The organism is Mesorhizobium bavaricum (genome assembly GCF_056781655.1).
The window spans coordinates 393,311-407,903 of the sequence record NZ_JBXAYV010000001.1; the positions used below are offsets into that span (position 1 = coordinate 393,311).

Below are 14,593 nucleotides of genomic sequence, written 5' to 3' on the forward strand. Positions count from 1 at the left end.
GGAACTTCCGTTGTCAAGGTCCTCATAATCCCGACATGGTCCTGCATTACGGCGACACGACGGATGCGGCAAACCTGATCCGTCTCCGGCAAGAAACGCAGCCCGACGAAATCTACAATCTGGCTGCGCAAAGCCACGTGCAGTCTCCTGCGGGACCGGGAATACACCGCCAATGCCGATACGCTCGGCACGCTGCTGCTGAGCGATCCGCATTCTTCGTCTCGAGAAAGAAACGCGGTTCTACCAGGCGTCAACTTCCGAAATCTTGGTTCGGTCCAGGGCACGCTCGACCTATGCGGTGGCGAAGCTCTACGCCTACTGGATCACCATGAACTACCGCGAGGTATACGAGCTCTATGGCATCCTGTTCAATCACGAAGGGCCGACGCGCGGCGAAACTTTCATCACGCGCAAGGTGACGCGTGCGGTGGCTCGATCATGGCCGGCAAACAGGACTGTCTCTATCTCGGAAATCTGGAAGCAAAGTGCGACTGGGGCTCGGCGCGCGCCTATGTCGAGGGCATGTGGCGCATCTTGCAGCATCAACCTGACGATTTCGTGCTGGCAACCGGCGAGACACACACGGTCCGCACCTTTGTCGGGGCTTGCCTTCAGGCGAGTCGAAAAGGAGATCGTCTGGGAGGGCGAAGGCGTTGACGAGGTGGGCCGTGAACGCATGAGTAATCAAGCGCTGATCCGGATCGACAAACGCTGTTTCGGGCCAATCAAGGTTGACCTGCTGATCGGCGATGCCTCCAAGGCAGCCGACAAAACTCGATTGGAAGCCGAAGACCACTTTCGATGAGTTCGTCTCGGAAATGGTCGACGCTGACTGCCGCGCCTACGGGATCGTGTTAGCGTGACGTGAAAACACGATGACTTCGCGGGCATGTGCGTCTTGCCGTTTCAGGGACGTCGGCATTTCAGGCCCGCCGCGGTAAGCCGGCGTCAGTCAGTTCCTATCGTTTGGATCGGCAAATTCACACATCCTGCAAAGCAGAAAACCAGCCGCTCCATTCATGCGATCGACGATTTCGCAAAAAACTGGGCTTTTAAAGAGATCGTCATATTCGTCGCATAGAAGGTTGCCCAATACGTGACGCCGCTCAAAATCCATGGAGCAGAGAGTAACCTCGCCGTTTGGAAGGAGTACATTCCGATACTGCCGTTCGTCCACGCATATCAGCGCTCCGACGACTGGCTGCCGTGGTTCTACAATCTTAGGATCTACGCTTCCACCCCTGCTGCTCACCGGTCGCGCGCGAACTAGGGCTTGGGCAGGGATAATGTCGGCGATATCGGGATGGGGCTCACCCAAAACCACGAATCGGATCGAAGGGATGTCGGCGTCGACGAGTTGACCAACCAAATCGCGATACTTGTCTCCGACAAGGCGGCTATTCATGTGGGCGCCATCATCAAAAACATGAACCACGAATACCCCCAACCGCAGCGCCTGCAAGCGTTGTAGATCCCGCCCCTTCATTCCCACAAGCGTCGTGAAAATCCTGATGCCGTGGCCTTTGGCGGAAGCGTGCTCGACCATTTCGGTGCAATCCGGATTGAGCCATGGCTCAGAATACCCGGCAAAACTAATGTCGACGGAGGCTGGTACGCGCGCCAGACAGCGCTTGAAATCTCCAAGACTCAGATGCTTCGTATCAGATACTTTTCTTTGCCGGTCAGCGAACTTGTCCTGCGGACAATATGAACATCCCACGATGCATCCTGTGGTCGTCGTTATCTCCAAAACTCTGCCGGCTGGGATAGCAGAGCGCAGTTCCGGTAAAATCATTCGTTGTGACTCCCACTCGTCTTGGTATGCATAACGTCCAGCATGGTGTCTTTGGCTTCATGACACCGACGGTCAAGACAGTCCGAATGAGCCAGCCATCTCCGCCTGGGCAGCAGTCAACAGCCGTTTCCTCAATCTGCCGAGCGGACTATCAACGAACTTTGGGCGCATCGGCGCGGCAGGGCGGCGCAACCGCAAAGTCGCGCGTCAGCCATTGCCAAAGGTGTAGCCGTGACCGTTGAGCGGGCGCGCCGCCGAGATGGCGCAGCAGACCATCAATCGTCTCGCGTTCTTATGCGGTCAGCCCCCACTCAATATTGCCGCATCTCCAGCAAAGGCCGTGCCAGCGCGCTTAGCCGCAGCAACTGCACGAGTAGGCTTCGAGAAACCTCACGCCCAAGGCGGCCGGTGGTTTTGGACCAGACATGTTTTTTGTCGCTGTCAGCTTTTGGACATGCATTTCATACGCTTGAGGACAGACTTGGCTGTCTCCCCTGCGGTAATGTTGGCGTCGGCTCATCATCTAGCATCATTTCGGCGCCTGCTGTGTGCGCGGAAGATCTACACGACCTGACCGCCGCGTGCAGCGACTGCCTGCCGGCTCATTGCTGATCTTTTCTCCTAAAGCCGGCGATGGGGCTAGGCCGTCGAGTGCGTGCTGCCGGATGCGGCGTATGCTGTTTGGCTAGACGGCGGATACCGCGTCACCTCCATATTTTCGCGACAGAGGTTTGGTGGCGTCGCAGGCCTTCCTGCTACATCACCGCAGTGCTCGGGAATTCGTATCTGATCCGCGTGAGGCGAAGACCTTCTCTCTCGACTGGCTCGCCGAGGCCGTCTGTGCTGCGGGCGCCGAACGATTTCTCATTTGGCATGGCGCATGCGCGTCGATCCGCAAACCCCGTCATGAGGACAAATCGGAGCTGGCCGCCACTCCACCTCCTCCTACCACGAGGGCAGACGGGAAGCAGCGCCTTCAAATAAGGAACAAAATCACTTTACCTCGAATCTTGCCTCTCGATCACAACCGGAGCCATGGAACCGCGTCCGCGATGGCTACGACAGCACCTCGGAGAGCCTCGCCGCCATCATGCAGACCGATCTAAGCCCACCTGATCCAGCACAAAGGAATTTCAAACATGCACCAAGATACCGTCCGTGGGAAAGCTTTCGCCATGCCCCTGACCAGCCCGGCCTACCCGGCCGGCCCATATCGCTTCCGCAACCGGGAGTATCTGATCATCACATATCGCACCGATCCGCAGAAACTGCGCGACCTTGTGCCGGAGCCGCTTCAGGTGTGCGAGCCTATGGTCAAGTTCGAGTTCATTCGCATGCCGGACTCGACGGGCTTCGGCGACTACACGGAAGGCGGACAGGTCATCCCTGTCTCCTTCTGTGGCCGCAGAGGGAGCTATTCCCACTGCATGTTTCTCGACGACCATCCCCCGATAGCGGGCGGACGCGAGTTGTGGGGCTTTCCCAAGAAGCTCGCTAGCCCAACGCTCCGAACGGAGACGGATACCCTTGTTGGCACGCTCGACTACGGCCCGGTCCGCGTCGCGACGGGTACCATGGGCTACAAGCACCGAGCCGCCGACCTCGCGAGCGTGAGGGCCTCGCTCGCTGAACCGAACTTCCTCCTCAAAATTATCCCGCATGTCGACGGCACGCCGCGCATCTGTGAGCTCGTGGAATATCATCTGGAGGACGTCCATCTGAGGGGCGCCTGGACCGGCCCGGCAGCCCTGAACCTCTGGTCGCATGCGCTTGCTCCCGTCGCCGAACTGCCGGTGCTGGAAGTAGTCTCGGCAGTACACCTCGTCGCAGATCTCACGCTCGCGCTCGGGAAGGTCGTCCACGACTATCTCGCGGAAGCCTAGCCTCGCCATCGGAAAGGAAGAAACCATGACTTTTACAGTGATATCTCATTGAACCAACGCGATGGGGAGCTGGTGGACGGCTTCTCGACAAGGAACGCCACTGACAATCTCATACAACGTCTTTCCAGCGACCTAGCCTTAGCGGACATTCTGCCGCTTTGCAGCGAGTGCAGGCGCCTCGCGAGTAAGAGCGATTGCCCTTGCCCATCCTCCCTGCTTTTGGTGCAACATATGCTCGCTGCCGTTTACCAGCGGCTTGACGCCATTGACTGCCTCTCAGAGCAAGGCGCCATAAGACTGAAGGCTTTTACCGATTATCTGGCGGCGGTCGTTCGAATAGCTTCAGAGAGCGGCGACGCGGCACCCTGGATTGATCTAGCAACCCGGTTTAGCGCTCTTTTCGATCCCGACGAGGTTGCCCATTGATCACGCGCTTATCGCTTTTTCGTGGAACGAGCAGCCTCGTCGGCAGATGCGTCATCGATCGCCAGCGGCGTGCCGGCGCATATGCGAGCGTAAAAGCGCCGAGCAGCCGGTGATGTATCTCGAACGTGACGCCGATTGGCGCGATGCGCGTTGGCTCGGGGCCCTCGTGCCCAAGCACGGGTGCGTTCCCATTCCGCGGCATCGTACTCGCGATCCCGTCTGTGCCGTGCTCAAGCAAGCGAGCTCGAGCGAACCGCCCCAGGTTGCGGATTTAGACAATCGTTGATGGAGTTGGCTGGCGAATTGGCGCGTTCGGCCTTCGGTTGGAAGACCGGCTTGAGGGGGGCCAACGAAACGGAATTGGCGAAGCCACGCTGGAGTATCCTTCACTGGGGTCGCGTCCCTACACGTGCTGTAGCGCAGCGTTCGCGAAGCCGCTCGCGAGCGCGCCCTCATAGCGCTGAGCGGGCGAGCGGCTTCGGGGCGGGCGCAGAGGCTGGGTAGACGGGCCGGACTCACCTCACCCGGTCCAGCCACGACATGCATCGCCAAAGGCAAGGACCCCGCTGACCGCGCCCGCAAGGGGGAGATTGGCCGTCATCGCTGCCTTCGCCAATCTCCAAGGCTAGTTTGGAGCCGCCAGGGAAGCTGCCGGTCTCCCCCCTTGCGGGGGAGATGGCCGGCAGGCCAGAGAGGGGGGCTGTCCCGCCAGCGTTAGATCACATTCAATTCCCTGAACGCCCGCCCTTCAGCGACACGGCTGCACCCAAACGCCGAGCAGTCCACCGTGCGGTAGCCGCCGTGCAGATCAGCTCGGCCAGCGCCTTGCCGACCGCCGGCGCCTGCTGCAGGCCGTGGCCGGAAAAACCATTGGCGAAGAGGAAATTCTTAACCTGCGGATGCGGGCCGATCACCGCGTTCTGGTCGAACGTGTTGTAGTCGTAATGGCCGGCCCAGGCGCGTGTCGGCTTGATCGCCTCGAAGGCTGGAATGCGGGTCGCCAGCACCGGCCAGATCACCTCTTCGAACAGCGGCCAGTCGACCTCGAAATCGGTGGGGTCGGCCGGGCCGTCGCCTTCTCCCGGTTCGGCGCCGCCGGTGAGATAGACCGAGCCTTCCGGGCGGACATAGATGCCGGTGGGATCGACCAGCAGCGGCATGTCGGCATATTTCTCGCGCGCCTCGAAAACGAAGACATTGCGCTTGCGCGGCTCGACCGGCAACACCAGCCCCGCCATGGCAGCCACCGTGCCGGCATTCGGCCCGGCTGAGTTGACGACGATGCCGACTTCCAGCCTGTCGCCATTGTCGAGGCTGACACTGGTCACGCTCTGGCCGTTCCACCTCCGCCTTGCGCATGACTGGAGAAATTTCCGGCGGGCGTCGCCTCCCGAGCAATGCTTCATGTTCGTTACTCTTCGTAAGATCGATTATTTCGATGGAGCCCATCTACGTATGAATGCAGGCGTCACAGTAGAGCTTTGAACAGCATCGGTGCGGGTCTCGAACCGTCATCGAGCCAAAAACAGCGGCAATGTCGGCTTTTCAAAGATCCATCTGGTCACACCGCCAAAGAGCCGCTCACGCAGCCGACGGCTGCCATAGGCGCCCATGACGATCATGTCCGCAGAAATGTCGATTGCGTGCTGCGCAAGCACCGTGGCCGCCGATTTGCCGGCACTTGGTAGGAGGTCAACCGACACCCGAGCACCGTGCCGAGTGAGATAGGCAGCGATGTCGGCTCCAGGCTCCGCGCCGTTCCCGTTGTAGTTGGCCTTCGGATCGACCAGGGCGACACGAACTTCCTCAGCAACGCATAGGAGGCCCAGCGCTTCTCGAACCGCACGGGACGCCTCGACTCGCGAATCCCAACCGACCAGGACGCGCCGTGGCCACAGCGTCGCCTCAGCCCCCTTCGGCACAACGAGCACCGGCTTTCCCGTATCGAACAGGCAGCCGTTGACCACAGGAGGTCCGAGATTCTCGTCGTTGAGGAGCCCCGGTCCGATGATCGTGAGGTCGGCGCAGAGCGCCCGCTGTCGTGCCACTTCACCGAGGCTGGCCGGATCGTAATAGTCGGTGTCAACGTCATAGGCGAGCGACATAGATTCCAGCAGTTTCTGAATATCTCTCGAGCGTTTTTCCAGTCTGACCGCGTTCTGTGTAAATCGATCGATTTGCCGAAACCGATCGTTCAATCTGGCAATTGCCTGTCGACGTGCTACCGGCCACTCTGGGACACCATCACCGATCCGCCGATGCGACATAAGGAGCATCGGAGGGGGTATGATCAGTACGGAAAGGTGCGCGCCAATCTCCGCACACAAGCCGGCAGCAGTTCTGACGTCCCGATCGGAATGGTCAGCGCCGGTCGAACAGAGTACCGTTTTAAAGCCCATTTTCCTGCTTCTTCCTGAGTGTTCGATGAGGGCGTTTCATGCCGCAAGACCGGCTCACAGCGCGAGGAAAAGGGAGTGGCACCAGACCCGCACTCGATTCAGCCGTCCAGCTTCTCAAGCGAGTAGCCGGCCGACCTGACGGTACGAATGACGATACCGGTCGAGGCCGTCTCCAGTGCCTTTCTGAGCCGACTGATATGGACATCGACTGTGCGTAGACCGACATGGATATTGGCCGGCCAGGCCCCGCCGATCAGCTCGTCCCGGCTGAAGACCTTGCCGGGAGCCTCCAGCAAATGCCGCAGCACGTTGAACTCGATCGGTCCGAGATGGATGTCATGGCCATTGCCGCAAACCCGGTGGGCATCGAGCTTCATCTCAAGGCTGCCATAGGAAAGCCAGCTGTCGTTTTCAATCCCGTTTGAACCCGGCTTCGGCAGCGCCAGCCTCGTCCGCAGATAATCGAGCAGCTTGGCCGGCGCCATTGGCCGCACAAAGCTCTCGTCAATGCCGGCCTTCAACAGATCAAGGTGCTGGTTCTCGGCGCCGGGCGCGATCAGGGCAATGATGGGCAGGCCGCCGGTCCGGGGTTCCCGCTTGAGCCGGGCGCAGATTGCGGACCCGGTAAGGCTCGTTGGACCGCAGTCCAGCACCACGGCCTGGAATTCCCGTTCGTCGGCCTTTGCAAGTGCTTCCTTGGCGCCGCCTGCCGGCTCACTGACGAAGCCGTCCACCTCCAGTATGTGGCTGAGGAACAGATAGAACTCCGCATCTTGCGAACAGATCAGGACGAGTGGCTTCATCAGCGCTACCCCGAGAACCACATTGGCCTCGACCGCGTCGGCCGCGTGGGCTGGCCATCGCGGCTCCTCAAGGCCTGACATGATCCTCTTGCTCGAAAATTGGTTTCATGCCCGTGCCACCTCGGGATAGGCGTCGATGGCTGCGATGGCATCGTCGACCAGTTTCGTACCGGCGGCGGCGAGTTTGCAGAACGTCTCGAAGCCGAACCGATGGACGTCGCGCACGGTCTTGGACAAAACGACCAGCCGCCCGGCGGTGAAAAGCACACGCCCGAACCCCTCATGGCTCATTTCGATCATCGGCGATGCCATCAGGCCGGAGCGCTCCTCGATCGCAAGGGCGACGGCAGTGTAAAACTTGTCGAGCCTCCACAGCACGTCCGGATCGGGATCGCCGATGATTGGGATCGTACGACGCCGTTCCTTGCTGACGATGAAGTCGGCCAGCAACTCGGCGTCCGCTTTGCCGTCCCACGACCCGTGGGAATCTTGAGCAAGGATCAGCCGCACGAGGCACTTGACGAACGGGCTGGCAAGGGCCTCCTCGTCATCGTTGACAGCAGGGCTGATCGCGACTTCAAACATTTTGCTCTTTCCTTGTTTCAGTCCTCATCCTCGAAGGAGGGTTTCTTTTCGGCGACACCAGCTTCGGCCAGCACCTTGCGCAGCCAGGGCGGAGGACACGTTCTCAGCATCATCTGCGTGCGCAACAGCACCTCTTGGATGGTTTGTGGCTGCGGCACCTTGATTGGATGGATTTTTGCCGAAATAACCTTGGCTGCCGAAGGCCCGCCGATGGCCAGACAAAACAGCAGATGGCAGCCCTTCAGCGCCTCCACCTTCGGCGTGACGCGGTCATCGCCCTCGGTCCGACGCTTCCCGCTCTCATCGGAAACGTCATCGAAGGCCACGGCTTCCACGAGATGCCACTCCTCGCGCGTCACGTCGTAGACAGCAAAGCGCTTGGCCGACCCGAAATGGGCATTGAGATTCGTCATGTCTTGCGTGGCGATGGCTACGCGCAATGCGCCCACCCGTCGTTCCGGCATCGGTGCGTGAACCTCGTCAGTGACGAGTGAGAGGCGACGAACGGAGCTCATCTGGCATTTCTCGTTTCCGGAATAGATCAAGCGCCTCAGGCGTCGGCGCGTGCTGGTTGGCCTGAAAGATATTGGCAACATCGAAGATCAGGTCGCGGGTCCCCCGATAGAGGATTGTGAGCTTGTGCTGGCTGCCGAGCCGGTCGAAGATCGGGAAGCCGACGCGCATGAGCGGAATGCCAAGGCGTCGCGACGCCTGGCGACCGTGGGAATGTGTTACGAGAAGATCCGCGCCCGCTGCAAGAGCTTCCAAATCGCCGAGATCGCCGATCTGAACCCACTCCGCCGGTACTTTTTGCAGAATCTTCGACATATCGGTCGTCGTGACCGCCGCCGCGATGTCACAGCCCATGCCGGTGAAGAAGGTTGCGAGTTGATAGAGTTGGTCTGGTTCAGCAGCGATCGCAATTTTCTTGCCTCCGAAATGGAAATGTCCGTCGAGCAATGCATCCTCCAATTGCGCCCGGTGACGGCGAACCCGGGCCGGCACCGCCGCGCCCGAAACCGCCGATAGCAGCGAGACGAACCGGTCGACGGCCTTCAATCCGGTCAGCGACTGGAACACCGCGTAAGGCACGCCGGTCAACCCGTGCAGCGTTTTCGCCGGGTGGCGCATGTGCTCGCCGATGACGATGCATTGCGCGGCCGTGCCAAGCTCGCGGATTTCCTCGACGCTGGTGCCGCCATAGGTAGTGGTTACCCAGCGGTCAGGAACCGTGCCGTCGAGTGAGCCGGAGACGTCCGGCAGGATAACCGGCTTGAGCCCAAAACTTTCAACCATGTCACGCAAATGCTCGACGTCAGCGACAGTGAGGTTGCATCCGGGCAGGATCGCGATCTTCTTCGGCTGCCGCGTCCGTGCGCCCGACCGTGTAATCCCTTCGATCATGGCCGCGACAGCCTTGGCCCAGCCTTCTTCGATAGCGCCGCCGAAATCAGGCGTGTTGGCCAGCACAACCTCCGTACCAGCGAGCTCTTCCGCATGCTTCAGCTTGACGTTGGCGATATCACTCGCGCAGTCTTCGCCACGGGTCTCCACCAGCGCGGTCGTGCACACTCCTATCAGCTTTGGCTTAGTGCGGGTTTTGAGGTTGAGGATCGCCTCTTCCAGATGGTCCGCTCCGCCGAGTATGGTTGCCACCTCATCCATCGCCGTTGTCTGCAAGGGGATCGCTTCCTTGAAATGCCGCACGAAGAGCACGAGCGCGAAGCTGGTGCAGCCCTGGCTGCCATGGAACAGGGGCATCGCACCCTCGACTCCAAGAAAAGCGAAGGCGGCACCCAGCGGCTGCGACGACTTCAGCGGGTTGACCGCCGCTGATTTGGTATTGCGAAGGATGCGGACCATCGGATTTCCTCATCGGTCGCCGAAGCGGTGAGCCGTCGCGCCGGCGAATTCATTGAAAGCGTTCACAGTCGCTGTCCCGTTCTTCGTGCTCGCCAGATCGTCCTCCCCGGCAGGCTGGCGATCCCATGGCGCCGGCTCCCGCACCTGGCCCCAGATCGGGTTATGAATGGCGAGGTCGATCTGCCGTACAAGTTCCACCATGCCGTCATAGCCGGCATAAGGATGTTGGCGCTCCTGGTTGATATCGAGCCACGGTGTCTTGGCCTTCAGGGCGATGAATTGCGTGCGCCCGCCCGACAGCATGATGTCGGCCTTGTGTTTTGAGAGCATGGCGTAAAGATCGCGCGCTGCCATCTGCTCGAACATGTGGTTTTCGTCCTTGAGGATCCGCTTGATCCGCTCCTTGTCTTCGACGGTGGATTTCTTGACCGAGGTGCCGATGATCTCCATGCCGATCTCCATCAGCGCGTGGACGACTGACCAGGACTTCACACCGCCTGTATTGAGCAGCACGCGCTTGCCTTGAAGCCGCTGGCGGTAGGCCTCGAGCTTCTTCCACGCAATCGCCTCCTGCTCAGCAATCAGCGTGTCTGTGCGATCGAGGATCTCCGAATCGGCGCCCTTTCTCACCAGCAGCTCAGCAATGTTGCGAAGTGCTTCGGAGGTATCGGTTATGCCGTAGAAGGAGCCCTCGAAGAACGGGATGTCCCAGCGCTCCTCCATCTTGCGGGCCAGATTGATCAGTGCGCTCGAGCACACCATCATAGCCGCCTGGGCGCGGTGCGCGGATGCAACGTCGATGTAACGCGCATCGCCCGGAATGCAGGCGCGCACCCGGATGCCGAGCCGATCAAGCAGCGGCTTCACCAGCCAGAATTCGCCGGAGAGGTTGAATTCGCCAAGGATGTTGATGTCGTAGGGCCCGGTGTCGTCGGGTTCCATCGTGCCGATGACATGATCGAGCAACGCTTCGGCGGCGAGTTTGTTGCCGAGGTTCTTGGAGCCGGCCAAGCCCGGCGCATTGATCGGCACCACGGCCAGTCCGAATTTTTCGGCCGCGCGTTTGCACACGGCCTCGATGTCGTCGCCGATCAGCGCCGTCACGCAGGTCGAATAGACGAAGACTGCCGGCGGCGCATATGTTTCCTTGATCTCGCGGATCGCCCTGAACAGCTTCCGCTCGCCCTGCCCCATCACGACGTCGAGTTCGGTGAGGTCGGTTGTAAAGCTTGTCCGCCACAGGGTTGGCCCGGACGAAGCTGCGCCTCTGTTGTCCCAGGAATTGCCCTCGCAGGCGAGCGGCGCATGGACCAGGTGCGCAACGTCGGTAATCGGCTGCAGGACGATCTTAGCGCCGTCAAAGGCGCAACCGCCGGCTGCCGCCCCGGGGGTCAGCGGCTTCGAGCAGCCCTGCTTGCGCGCCTTGGCATCCTTGCCGCGGTTGTTATCGCAGGCGGGCTCGTCGAAAACGTCCTGGATCTTGGCACTGAGCGAGGTCATTGCGTCAGTCTCCGAAGTCCATTGGGCAATGGACGGCCTCGACGAAAAGCCGGTACGGGCTTAGCGGGTGAGGTCATAGGAATAGTCCGTCACGCCCGTTTCGCTCGTCTCGCGATCGAGCTTGTCGAATATCTTGTCGAGGATCGTCGTCAGCACGCGTAATCCACCCTGGTAGCCCATGAGGGGAAAGCGATGGTGATGGTGCCGGTCGAAGATTGGAAACATCAGCCGGATCAGCGGCGTGCCGGTGTCGCGCTCCAGATACTTGCCATAGGAATTGCCGATCAGCAGGTCCACCGGCTCTGTAAACAGCAGCGAACGCATCGCCCAGAGATCCTTGCCCGCCCAGATCTGGGCATCCTGGCCAAAGGACGAGGATGCAAGCAATTCCTTCATCTCGGCCTCCCAGGCCGATGTGCCGTTGGTCGCGAGGCAATGTGTCGGCTCGCCGCCGGTCTCCATGACGAAGCGAGCCATGGCGTAGACGAAGTCCGGATCCCCATAGATTGCGTACTTCTTGCCGTGCAGCCATGACTGGCTGTCCGCCATCGCATCAACCAGTCGGCCGCGCTCCATCCGGATTGTCTCGGGGATCTCCTGGCCGGAAATCGCCGAGACCTTCATCAGGAATTCGTCGGTCGCCTGGACACCCAGCGGATAGTGGAAGGATGCCGTCGCCTGCCCGACCTCGTTGCAATATTCCAGCGTCTTGCGGGTGTTGTAATGCTGCAGCGACAGTGTCGCCTCCGCGTTGAGTGCCCCTTTCACGTCTTCGATCTTGGTGCCACCGTCATACATGCGGTATTCGCCGTCCGACGGCGTGTCGAACTGGTCTGAGGCGTCCTGAATGACGGTATAGGTGACACCCATCAGGTCGAGGAGGCGCTTAAGTTCCCGGTTGTTTCCGACGCAGAATCCGTCGAAGCCTGGAATGATGTTGATGGTCCCAGCGGCTTGCGAGCGCTCGCTGCCCTTCCAGAAATGCTCCAGCACGCCCTTCACCATGCCGTCGTAGCCATCGACATGGCTGCCGACAAAGGCAGGCGTATGAGCGAAAGGCACGTCGAAGTCGCACGGGACCGAGCCTTCGTTCTTGGCGTTCTCTATGAAGCTCCGCAAGTCGTCGCCAATGACCTCGGCCATGCAGGTAGTCGAGACGGCGATCATCTTGGGGTCGTAGAGCTTGTAGGTATTGGCGAGCCCGTCGACCATGTTCTTGAGGCCGCCAAACACTGCCGCGTCCTCGGTCATCGAGGAGGAAACCGCTGACGAAGGCTCCTTGAAATGTCGCGACAGATGCGAGCGGTAGTAGGCGACGCAGCCCTGGCTACCGTGGACGAAAGACATGGTGCGCTCGAAGCCCGCGGCCGCGAACACCGCGCCGAGCGGCTGGCAGGCCTTGGCGGGGTTTATGACAAGCGCCTCGCGAGCGAGGTTCTTTTCGCGGTATTCCCAAGTCTTGGTCAATTCGCGTTGGTCGGTGACGATCTGATCAGGGTGCGGACATTCGAAATTCAGTTTCTTCTCGGCAAGCATTTGTCTGTATTCCGGCTCGCGGAACAGGGGAGCATGGTCGAGAATTTCTTCGGCCGATTGCGGCATGGTGGTCACCTTTTCCATCTGGCTGCGGCAAGCGGCAGCACAGGGACATCAAAGCGTTAAAGGGCATCCAGCGTGGATCGAGCACGCCCCAAGCATTTATCGGCCTCCCTGGCAGGGAGGGAGGCCAGTCCTCATTCGGCGGCGACCGCCGTCGGCGGCGCGTCCTTCATCTTCTTCCACGGCGCGCGGTAGAGACCCCAGACCGGGTTGTTGATGGCCAGATCCATGTCGCGGGCGAAGATGGCGAAGCCGTCGTAGCCGTGATACGGGCCGGAATAGTCCCAGGAGTGCATCTGGCGGAACGGGATGCCCATCTTCTGCACCGGGTACTTCTCCTTGATACCGGAGCCAACGAGATCCGGGCGGATGCCTTCGATGAACTTCTCCAGCTCGTAACCGGTGACGTCGTCATAGAGGAGCGTGCCATTCTTCACGTAATGGCCGGTGCGCTGGTAGTCGTCGTTGTGGGCGAACTCGTAGCCGGTGCCGACGATCACCATAGCGAGGTCCTCGTAGGCAGTGATGACGTGACGGGGGCGCAGGCCGCCGACATAGAGCATCACCGTCCTGCCTTCGAGGCGCGGTTGGTACTTGGCGATGACGGCATCGACCAAGGGCCGGTACTTGGCGATGACCTTTTCGGTCTTCTCCTCGATTTTCGGGCCGAAGTGTTTGGCGATGTTGCGCAAGGAGGCCTCGATCTGGGAGGGGCCGAAGAAATTATATTCCATCCAGGCGATGCCGTACTTTTCCTCCATGTGCCGGCAGATGTAGTTCATCGACCGGTAGCAGTGGATCAAATTGAGTTTGGCCTTGGGCGCGCGCTCAATCTCGGCGAGTGTGGCGTCGCCCGACCAGTTGCCGACCACCCGAAGTCCAATCTCCTCAAGCAGGATTCGCGAAGCCCAGGCATCGCCGCCAATGTTGTAGTCGCCAACGACATTGACGTCGTAAGGGCCGGGCTCGAAATCGACATCGTCCTTGTCGAAGACCCAATCGCGGATCGCATCATTGGCAATGTGGTGGCCGAGCGATTGTGAAACGCCGCGGAAACCTTCGCAGCGCACCGGTACAATCGTCTTTTTGTGCTCCTTGGCCTTCTTGCGCGACACTGCCTCGATATCGTCCCCGATCAGGCCGATCGGGCATTCGGACTGCACCGAGATGCCCCCACTGAGCGGAAACAGGTCCTCGACCTCGTCGATGATCTTTTCCAGCTTCTTGTCGCCACCGAAAACGATGTCCTTCTCCTGGAAGTCGGAGGTGAACTGCATTGTCACGAACGTGTCGATACCCGTCGTGCCGACGTAATAGTTGCGGCGTTGCGACCAGGAATATTGCCCACAGCCGACTGGCCCGTGCGAGATGTGAACCATATCCTTGACCGGACCCCACACCACGCCCTTGGAGCCGGCATAGGCACAGCCGCGGATTGTCATCACGCCCGGAATGGATTTGATGTTCGATTTGACGTCGCATTCGGAAAGGCCCTTGTCCTCACCTCCAGCCTCGTCCTTGCTCGTTGCGACACTGAGGTGCTTCTTGCGACGCTTCGCCGCCTTGTCTGGATATTGGGACAGCACGTCTTCGATAAGCTTCGCATGCAAAGCGCCGTCATTCTCATAGTCGAGGCCCATGGGACCTGCCCCTTTCAAGGTTAGGGTAACGCCTCGCCAACGAGGCCCTGTTTCGTACAAAGGGGCGCCAGGTCACGGTCGGCGCCCCCTGTCGGTAGCG

At 60.3% G+C, this 14,593-nt stretch carries 10 protein-coding genes and 2 pseudogenes; 2 read left to right on the plus strand and 10 right to left on the minus strand.

The window, feature by feature from the left end:
• Window positions 1-14 precede the first annotated feature (14 nt).
• Window positions 15-863 (plus strand): annotated as a pseudogene (locus AC1RZR_RS34635) (GDP-mannose 4,6-dehydratase); the annotation flags it as partial.
• Window positions 864-952: 89 nt separating this feature from the next.
• Here AC1RZR_RS34635 and AC1RZR_RS34640 read toward each other — a convergent pair.
• Window positions 953-1,795, minus strand: coding sequence for a radical SAM/SPASM domain-containing protein (locus AC1RZR_RS34640; protein ID WP_481829210.1), 843 nt, complete (start codon window positions 1,793-1,795; stop codon window positions 953-955).
• A gap of 1,139 nt (window positions 1,796-2,934) precedes the next feature.
• Between AC1RZR_RS34640 and AC1RZR_RS34645 the strand changes: the two genes are divergently transcribed.
• Window positions 2,935-3,678: an acetoacetate decarboxylase gene (locus tag AC1RZR_RS34645; RefSeq protein WP_481829211.1), complete on the plus strand. Its 744-nt coding sequence runs from the start codon at window positions 2,935-2,937 to the stop codon at window positions 3,676-3,678.
• Window positions 3,679-4,818: 1,140 nt separating this feature from the next.
• On the opposite strand, the pseudogene AC1RZR_RS34650 reads toward AC1RZR_RS34645, so the two are convergent.
• From AC1RZR_RS34650 to nifD, 9 genes and pseudogenes are all read right to left on the minus strand, one after another.
• A pseudogene (locus AC1RZR_RS34650) lies at window positions 4,819-5,441 on the minus strand (NAD(P)/FAD-dependent oxidoreductase); the annotation flags it as partial.
• 174 nt (window positions 5,442-5,615) lie between these two features.
• Entirely contained in the window at window positions 5,616-6,503 is an 888-nt protein-coding gene (locus tag AC1RZR_RS34655) for a universal stress protein (protein ID WP_069091080.1), read from the minus strand.
• Between the two features lie 98 nt (window positions 6,504-6,601).
• Complete coding sequence (locus AC1RZR_RS34660; protein ID WP_136617667.1) at window positions 6,602-7,387, minus strand: response regulator transcription factor; 786 nt, start codon at window positions 7,385-7,387, stop codon at window positions 6,602-6,604.
• Window positions 7,388-7,411: 24 nt separating this feature from the next.
• Window positions 7,412-7,891 carry a NifX-associated nitrogen fixation protein gene (locus AC1RZR_RS34665; RefSeq protein WP_481829212.1) on the minus strand — a complete coding sequence of 160 codons (480 nt, stop codon included), beginning with the start codon at window positions 7,889-7,891 and terminating at the stop codon, window positions 7,412-7,414.
• A 17-nt stretch (window positions 7,892-7,908) separates the two neighbouring features.
• Window positions 7,909-8,406: a nitrogen fixation protein NifX gene (nifX, locus tag AC1RZR_RS34670; RefSeq protein WP_202364582.1), complete on the minus strand. Its 498-nt coding sequence runs from the start codon at window positions 8,404-8,406 to the stop codon at window positions 7,909-7,911.
• Window positions 8,372-9,754 (minus strand): nitrogenase iron-molybdenum cofactor biosynthesis protein NifN, encoded by a 1,383-nt coding sequence (gene nifN / locus AC1RZR_RS34675; protein WP_481829213.1) that lies wholly within the window; start codon window positions 9,752-9,754, stop codon window positions 8,372-8,374. Before nifN ends, nifX begins: the two co-directional genes overlap by 35 nt.
• Before the next feature lie 9 nt (window positions 9,755-9,763).
• Window positions 9,764-11,254, minus strand: a complete 1,491-nt coding sequence (gene nifE / locus AC1RZR_RS34680; RefSeq protein WP_481829214.1) for a nitrogenase iron-molybdenum cofactor biosynthesis protein NifE — start codon at window positions 11,252-11,254, stop codon at window positions 9,764-9,766.
• 60 nt (window positions 11,255-11,314) lie between these two features.
• On the minus strand, window positions 11,315-12,856 hold the full coding sequence (gene nifK, locus AC1RZR_RS34685; RefSeq protein WP_481829215.1) for a nitrogenase molybdenum-iron protein subunit beta: 1,542 nt from the start codon (window positions 12,854-12,856) through the stop codon (window positions 11,315-11,317).
• A gap of 131 nt (window positions 12,857-12,987) precedes the next feature.
• On the minus strand, window positions 12,988-14,493 hold the full coding sequence (gene nifD / locus AC1RZR_RS34690) for a nitrogenase molybdenum-iron protein alpha chain (protein WP_481829216.1): 1,506 nt from the start codon (window positions 14,491-14,493) through the stop codon (window positions 12,988-12,990).
• Window positions 14,494-14,593 lie beyond the last annotated feature (100 nt).

Excerpts from the sequence above, each read along its gene's own strand:
- nifX (WP_202364582.1), bottom strand. The coding sequence starts at position 8,406 with ATGAGCTCCGTTCGTCGCCTCTCACTCGTCACTGACGAGGTTCACGCA.
- nifN (WP_481829213.1), bottom strand. The coding sequence starts at position 9,754 with ATGGTCCGCATCCTTCGCAATACCAAATCAGCGGCGGTCAACCCGCTG.
- nifE (WP_481829214.1), bottom strand. The coding sequence starts at position 11,254 with ATGACCTCGCTCAGTGCCAAGATCCAGGACGTTTTCGACGAGCCCGCC.
- AC1RZR_RS34640 (WP_481829210.1), bottom strand. The coding sequence starts at position 1,795 with ATGATTTTACCGGAACTGCGCTCTGCTATCCCAGCCGGCAGAGTTTTG.
- AC1RZR_RS34645 (WP_481829211.1), top strand. The coding sequence starts at position 2,935 with ATGCACCAAGATACCGTCCGTGGGAAAGCTTTCGCCATGCCCCTGACC.
- AC1RZR_RS34655 (WP_069091080.1), bottom strand. The coding sequence starts at position 6,503 with ATGGGCTTTAAAACGGTACTCTGTTCGACCGGCGCTGACCATTCCGAT.
- nifD (WP_481829216.1), bottom strand. The coding sequence starts at position 14,493 with ATGGGCCTCGACTATGAGAATGACGGCGCTTTGCATGCGAAGCTTATC.
- nifK (WP_481829215.1), bottom strand. The coding sequence starts at position 12,856 with ATGCCGCAATCGGCCGAAGAAATTCTCGACCATGCTCCCCTGTTCCGC.
- AC1RZR_RS34665 (WP_481829212.1), bottom strand. The coding sequence starts at position 7,891 with ATGTTTGAAGTCGCGATCAGCCCTGCTGTCAACGATGACGAGGAGGCC.
- AC1RZR_RS34660 (WP_136617667.1), bottom strand. The coding sequence starts at position 7,387 with ATGTCAGGCCTTGAGGAGCCGCGATGGCCAGCCCACGCGGCCGACGCG.